Source organism: Streptomyces sp. NPDC054956 (assembly GCF_053609185.1).
In genome coordinates, this window is the sequence record NZ_JBSGXB010000407.1 from 1 (window position 1) to 5799 (window position 5799).

The 5799-nt window shown below is 74.1% G+C and carries 4 protein-coding genes and 1 pseudogene; 2 read left to right on the plus strand and 3 right to left on the minus strand.

Annotated elements, in window-relative coordinates:
• Positions 1-275: 275 nt before the first annotated feature.
• Entirely contained in the window at positions 276-1643 is a 1368-nt protein-coding gene (locus ACWGDE_RS35275) for a cytochrome P450 (RefSeq protein ID WP_453393148.1), read from the minus strand.
• Positions 1644-1904: 261 nt separating this feature from the next.
• Here ACWGDE_RS35275 and ACWGDE_RS35280 point away from each other — a divergent pair, with 261 nt between their 5' ends.
• On the plus strand, positions 1905-3629 hold the full coding sequence (locus ACWGDE_RS35280) for a chloride channel protein (RefSeq protein WP_453393149.1): 1725 nt from the start codon (positions 1905-1907) through the stop codon (positions 3627-3629).
• Between the two features lie 159 nt (positions 3630-3788).
• Here the strand turns inward: ACWGDE_RS35280 and ACWGDE_RS35285 are convergent, their stop codons facing one another.
• Together ACWGDE_RS35285 and ACWGDE_RS35290 are read right to left on the minus strand one after the other, a co-directional pair.
• The gene (locus ACWGDE_RS35285) at positions 3789-4568 is read right to left on the minus strand and encodes a hypothetical protein (RefSeq protein ID WP_453393150.1); all 780 of its coding nucleotides are present in this window, start codon (positions 4566-4568) and stop codon (positions 3789-3791) included.
• Between the two features lie 62 nt (positions 4569-4630).
• A complete protein-coding gene (locus ACWGDE_RS35290) occupies positions 4631-5317 on the minus strand; it encodes a peptidoglycan recognition protein family protein (RefSeq protein WP_453393151.1) in 687 nt (228 codons plus the stop codon).
• 156 nt (positions 5318-5473) lie between these two features.
• Between ACWGDE_RS35290 and ACWGDE_RS35295 the strand changes: the two are divergent.
• Positions 5474-5799, plus strand: a pseudogene (locus tag ACWGDE_RS35295) (hypothetical protein); the annotation flags it as partial.

The window sequence follows — 5799 nt, forward strand, 5'->3', positions numbered from 1 at the left end:
CCGGCTCGGGCGGCGCCCATCGCGATGGGCGCCGTGCTCGACGGGGTGCCCGAAACGGTGGTGTTCGGCCCGAGCCTCCAGGGCGGCGCCGCCGGCATGCGCGCCGCGGGTCGCGGACGCCGCTACGTCTTGGCCCTCTGGGGCGGGATCGCCCTCCGCCACCGGTCCGGTCGCCGTGGCGGGCTTCCTCACCGCCCTCGCCTTCGGCGGGTTGTAGCCACCACCGGTGCGCCGGCCCGCGTCGGGCGGGATCTCGCCCGACGCGGCCCCGGCCCTCAGGCAGGGCCGAGCACGGCAGGCGTCGGGCCCGCCGGGCGGACCGTGATGCCGTACGCGGTCTTCTGGGGGATCGACTGGAAGGCCACCGTGTGGGCGGGCAGGAGGTGTTCGAGGAGGACCGTCGACTCGCGCAGGGCGAACTGCAGGCCCAGGCAGGCGCGGGGGCCGATGCCGAAGGGTACGTACGCGCCCGGGAGCGTCGGGCGGGCGCCCGGTGTGGTGAAGCGCAGCGGGTCGAAGCGCTCGGGGTCCGGCCACAGGACCGGGTCGCGGTGCGCGAGGTACGGGCAGACCACCACATCGGTGCCCGCCTGGACGGCGTAACCGGCCAGGACGTCGTCCTCGACGGCGTGACGGGGCAGGATCCAGGCGGACGGGTACAGCCGCAGCGTCTCGCTGACCAGGGCCTGCACCGCCTCGCGGCGCTCCGGTGAACCCGCCTCCCCCGCCGCCAGGGCCCGCTCGCGGGCCTCCGGATGCCGGTCCAGGAGCAGATGGAGCCAGGTCAGGGTGGTCGCCGTGGTCTCGTGGCCCGCGACGAGCAGGGTGACCAGCTCGTCGCGGATCAGCCGGTCGGTGTACTCGGGCCGCTCGGCCGAGGCCTCCACCAGCAGGTGCAGCAGACCCGGCCCGCCCGGCCCGGCAGCGCCCCGCCGCGCGACGGCGATCGCGTGCTCGGCCACGGCATCGATCCTGGCGAGCTCGGCCGCGACCGCGTCCCCGGCGTCGGCGGTGTCCGCGGGCAGCGTCGGCAGCGCGGCCACCACGGCCGCGACGGCGCCCAGCTCGCGCTCGGTGTCCGCGTCGAGCGGGTACCCGGTCAGGGCGCGCCAGATCGTGTCCAGGGCGAAGCGCCGCATCTCCTCGCCGACGTCCAGGACGTGCCCGCTCCCCGCGTACGCCGCCCAGCGCGCGGCCGTGTTCCGCGCGGCCCCGGCGATCCGCTCCTCGTAGCGGCGCATCCCGGTCCCGGTGAACTGCGACTGCAGGAGGCGCCGCTGCCGCTTCCACGCCTCCCCGGTCGCCGCGAGCACCCCGTCGCCGATCAACAGGCGGGCCCGGTGCGAGCGTTTCACGTAGCGCTGCGGGTGCTGCGCCAGCACGTGCTGGATCGCCTCCGGCCCGGTCACCAGAACGGTCGGCCTGCCACCGCCCCCGCCGGCACCACCGCCGCCGGCACTCGCCCCCGCCCCGTCGCCCGGACCTCCTCCGAGCCGGAACGCGCCCACGCCGCCGAGCCGCCCGCACACCTCGGCCATCAGCTCGACCAGCTCACCGCCTCCCGCGCTCCACCGCTCGACCACGGAGGCGTCCAGCTCGGGGACCGGCGGGAGGAGGCGTACGGCACCTGCTTCGACGGCCATCGGTGTTCCCCTGTTCGTCCGCTGCGCCACTGCGCGTGCTCCCTCGCCGGATCGGCGGCAGCACGGACTGTACGGGAACGCTCGCGGCTGGTGGTCGGTCTTCGGCCAGCCCCGCCCGGCCACGCCCTACGCCGGACGGGTGTACCAACGGCCCGACCTCCGGCCCCCGGCGGGACCCGGACCGTTGGATGGGGAGGTCGGGGGGATCGCGCTCGGGGCCGGGAGACGCGATCGACGCAACGCCGGTTCCGAGGAGTCGACATGAGGCCGTTCGCGGCGGAGGAGCTGCGGGCCGGACTGCACCGGGCCCAGGCCGGAATGCTGCTCCCGTCCCTGCTGGTCGGCGCCGGCGCGGGGCTCGGTGCCGTGGCCTTCCGCTGGCTGATCGAGGTCTTCACCAAGGTGCTGTCCGGACACGACGACTACTCCTCGGCCGGCCGCGCCGCCAACCCCTACGTGCCCTGGCTCGGACCGTACTTCGTACTGCTCGCGCCCGTCGTCGCGGGCGCCGTCTACGGTCCGCTCGTCTACCGCTACGCCAAGGAGGCGCGCGGCCACGGCGTACCCGAGGTCATGTACGCCGTAGCCCGCCAGGGCGGCCGGATCCCGGCCCGGGTCGCGGTGGTGAAGTCGATCGCGTCCGCGCTGTGCATCGGCGGCGGCGGCTCGGTGGGCCGCGAAGGTCCCATCGTGCAGATCGGATCGGCCCTCGGATCCACCGCCGGATCGATCCTGCGCATGGGCGAGGAGCGGATGCGGCTCCTGGTCGCCTGCGGCGCGGCCGGCGGCATCGCCGCGACCTTCAACGCACCCCTGGCCGGCGTCTTCTTCGCGATGGAGCTGATCCTGCGCGACTTCACGGCCCGGGGCTTCGCCTTCGTGGCCGTCTCCTCGGTCACCGCCGGGGTGATCGGCCGCTCGGTCCTCGGCGACGAACGGTTCCTGCACCTCGACCCGCTGGGCGTGGAACACCTGGCCTCGTACGCCCTGTACGTCCTGCTGGGGGCGCTCGCCGGGGTCGTCGGGGTGATCTTCACCAAGGTGCTCTACGGGGTCGAGGACCTCTGCGACGCGCTCTGGCGCGGCCCGGAATGGCTGCGTCCCGCCGCCGGCGGCCTCCTGCTGGGCGCGATCCTGCTCGCCCTGCCCGAGATGTACGGGGTCGGCTACCCGGTCCTCGGCAGGGCCGCGGTGGGCGGGTACGCCGTCGGATTCCTGCTGGTGCTGCTCGTCGGCAAGATCCTGGCGTGCAGTGTCACCATCGGCATCGGCGGCTCCGGCGGGGTCTTCGCGCCCAGCCTGTTCGTCGGCGCGATGCTCGGCAGCGCCTTCGGGCAGACGGCCGGCCACGTCCTGCCCGGCCTGACCGGCTCCGCCACGACGTACGCCGTCATCGGCATGGGCGCGGTCTTCGCCGGCTCCGCCCGCGCGCCGATCACCGCCGTCGTCATCATCTATGAGCTCACCGGCGAATACGGCGTCATCCTCCCGCTGATGGCAGCCATCGCCATCGCCACCGGCGTCAGCCACGTCCTCAGCCGCGACACCGTCTACACGGCCAAGCTCCGGCGCCGCGGGGTCGACCTCGACCTGACCGGTCCGGCGGCCGTCGAGGTCCGGACCGCGATGGGGCCGCCGCCGGCCACGCTCGCACCCGGCACCGGCCTGCGCGCGGCGGTCACGGCGATGATCGAGGCGGACGCCGGCCGGCTCCCCGTCGTCGACCGGCACGGCCGCTACGAGGGCTCGGTCGGCGCCGTCGCACTCGCCCGCGCCCTGCACGAGGGCCGGCCCGGGGATCAGGCCGTCGAGACGGTACGGGACCACCCGCCCGCCCTGCTCCCCGGCCAGTCCCTGGAGGAGGCCCTGCCCCTGCTCGCGGCGAGCGAAGGCGACGGCCTCCCGGTCCTGGACGAGGACGGCCACCACCTGCTGGGCTGGATCACCCACCGCTCGGCGCTGGCCGCCCTGCACCCGCCGGCCTGACGGGAGTCCGGCCAGGTCGTCTCTGGAGCCCGCGGGCCCGTCCGGTCACGGGGCGTGCCCTTCGCGCCGCTCGCGCCGCTCGCGCGGCGAGCCGGTCGCGCCGGCCGACCAGGAAGTGGAGCGGATACTCGGCGAGGTCGCGCCGGTGGGCGGAGGCCTTCAGCGCGCGGCCTCGTGGCGGGCGACCCGGGCCGAGACCGCTTCGACGAGCGGGCCGAGCCGATCGACCAGCTTCGGGTAATCGGCGACCCGGCCGTCGGACCACTGACCCAGTCCGACCACCATGACCCGGCCCTGACCGGTGAAGGACTGCACCATCCCGCTGTCGGGCGGCAGCACCTTCAGGCCGGATCCGGGCGGCGGTGCCTGCGCGCCCACCTGGTAGTCGTCGAAGGCCATCGACAGCTGGGTCACCAGGCGCACGGTGTCCTGCTGGTCCTTCATGGTGAACAGGGCCAGGTTGTACTGGTTGTCGTGCGCGTCCTTGTACAACGCGATCTGCTCGCCGACACAGCCCTTGCTCTCGGAGATGGCGTCCGCGAGGCCCGGGCCGACCGAATCGCGCTCGGTACAGGAGGGGAGGACGACCGAGCCGACCCGCGTGTAGGTGCCGCCCGCACCGTCAGGAACCTGGGCCGGGAACGCCTCGGCCAGGGGGATCACCGGCCGTGCCGCGGCCGCCGAACGGGAGGCGGCGGCTCCCGCTCCCGTGGAACTCGGCGGCGTCACACCGGAGTCGAAGGGCGACGCGATGAACTTCAGCGCGACGAAGGACAGTCCCGCCAGCAGCAGGACGGCCAGGACGCCTCGGGGCCACACCCGCTTCGGCGAGAGGGACTCCGGGGAGGGCGCGCTCGCGGCGTGAGCCTGGACGAAGGCATTCCATTCCTCCTCGTCCGGACCGTTCTGACCTGCGGGTATCTCGTTTCTTTCCGGCACGTTCGAACATTAGCGATCACCGCCGCCGGGCTGAAGGGCCAGGGATCACGGACTGGCCACTTTCAGGTGGCGGGAAGGTGTTGTTCCATCCGGCGGATGATCTCGGCACGCTGTTCGGCCCGGAGGGGGCCGGGGCAGGCGTGCGCGCCCCACGAGGCGCCGCCCATGGAGTGGATGCCCAGACCGGGCCGGTCCGGACGGTCGCTCACCGCCGGCGGCCAGCCGTGCGTACCGGCACCCCAGGCGTAGATGCGGGCGACGGCGTCCAGCTGTGCCTCGGTGAGGGGGCGGGTGGCGAAGCCGGAGGTCTCGACCGAAGCCCACGCGCCGTTCCCGTCCACCTGCGCCCAGGCGCGGTCGAGGACGGACACGTACTGCTCCGTCTCCCCGTCCCGGGAGACCCAGAAGTGTGCGGAGGCTTTGACCCCGGCGGTGCCGAAGTGCTCGTACAAGGACCCCTCGCCCTCCTGGACGTGGAGGACGAGCCCGCGCTGGGCGTCGCGTTCACCGACGAGGTAGTTGCGCTCCAGCGGCTTCCTGCTCACTCCCGGCATCCATCCGGAAGCGGCGGGGGCGGCGGGCGGAGCCTCGTGCCGTCCCTTGCCGCCGGGGTCGTCGGCCCGCGGGCCGGGGTCGCCGGACCGGGCGGCGAGCAGGGAGCCGGCGGCCGTGGCGAGGAGCAGGGCTCCGCCGCCGGTGAGCAGCCGGCGCCTGCCGGGGGTCGGGCGAGCCGGGTTCCGGGGGTTCATCAGAGGTATCGAGCTTCCTGAAGGTGCCTCGGACAAGAGGAACCGATCCTTCAGGCCTTTCGTGATGAGGATTTGATCGTTGGATGATCGTTTGATGACAGCGCGATCGTCTTGGACTGTGACGAATTGGTCATCTTGTGCACATGGCTCGCGCATATGGGACACGGAGACTGGCGCCTGATCCAGAACGGCAAGAGCAAGGCGGTGTACGGCATGACTGCGGTACCGGTGGAGGGCGGGAAGCCCGACGCGGCGGAACGGGAACCGGACTCGGAAGGGGCGGCCTCCGGAGCCGCCGAGCCGACCGGGCCGGCGGACGCGGCGGACGCGGTGGTCCCGGCTCCCCGGACCCCCTCCGCACCGTCACCGGAGCCGGAACCGGAGCCGGAGCCGGAGCCCGCGACGGGGGCGGAGCCGAAGTCGAAGTCGAAGTCCCCCTCCGGCTCCGAGGCCCCCTCGAGCCCCGAGCCCGCCGCGGGGGC

Excerpts from the sequence above, each read along its gene's own strand:
- ACWGDE_RS35275 (WP_453393148.1), bottom strand. The coding sequence starts at position 1,643 with ATGGCCGTCGAAGCAGGTGCCGTACGCCTCCTCCCGCCGGTCCCCGAG.
- ACWGDE_RS35280 (WP_453393149.1), top strand. The coding sequence starts at position 1,905 with ATGAGGCCGTTCGCGGCGGAGGAGCTGCGGGCCGGACTGCACCGGGCC.
- ACWGDE_RS35290 (WP_453393151.1), bottom strand. The coding sequence starts at position 5,317 with ATGAACCCCCGGAACCCGGCTCGCCCGACCCCCGGCAGGCGCCGGCTG.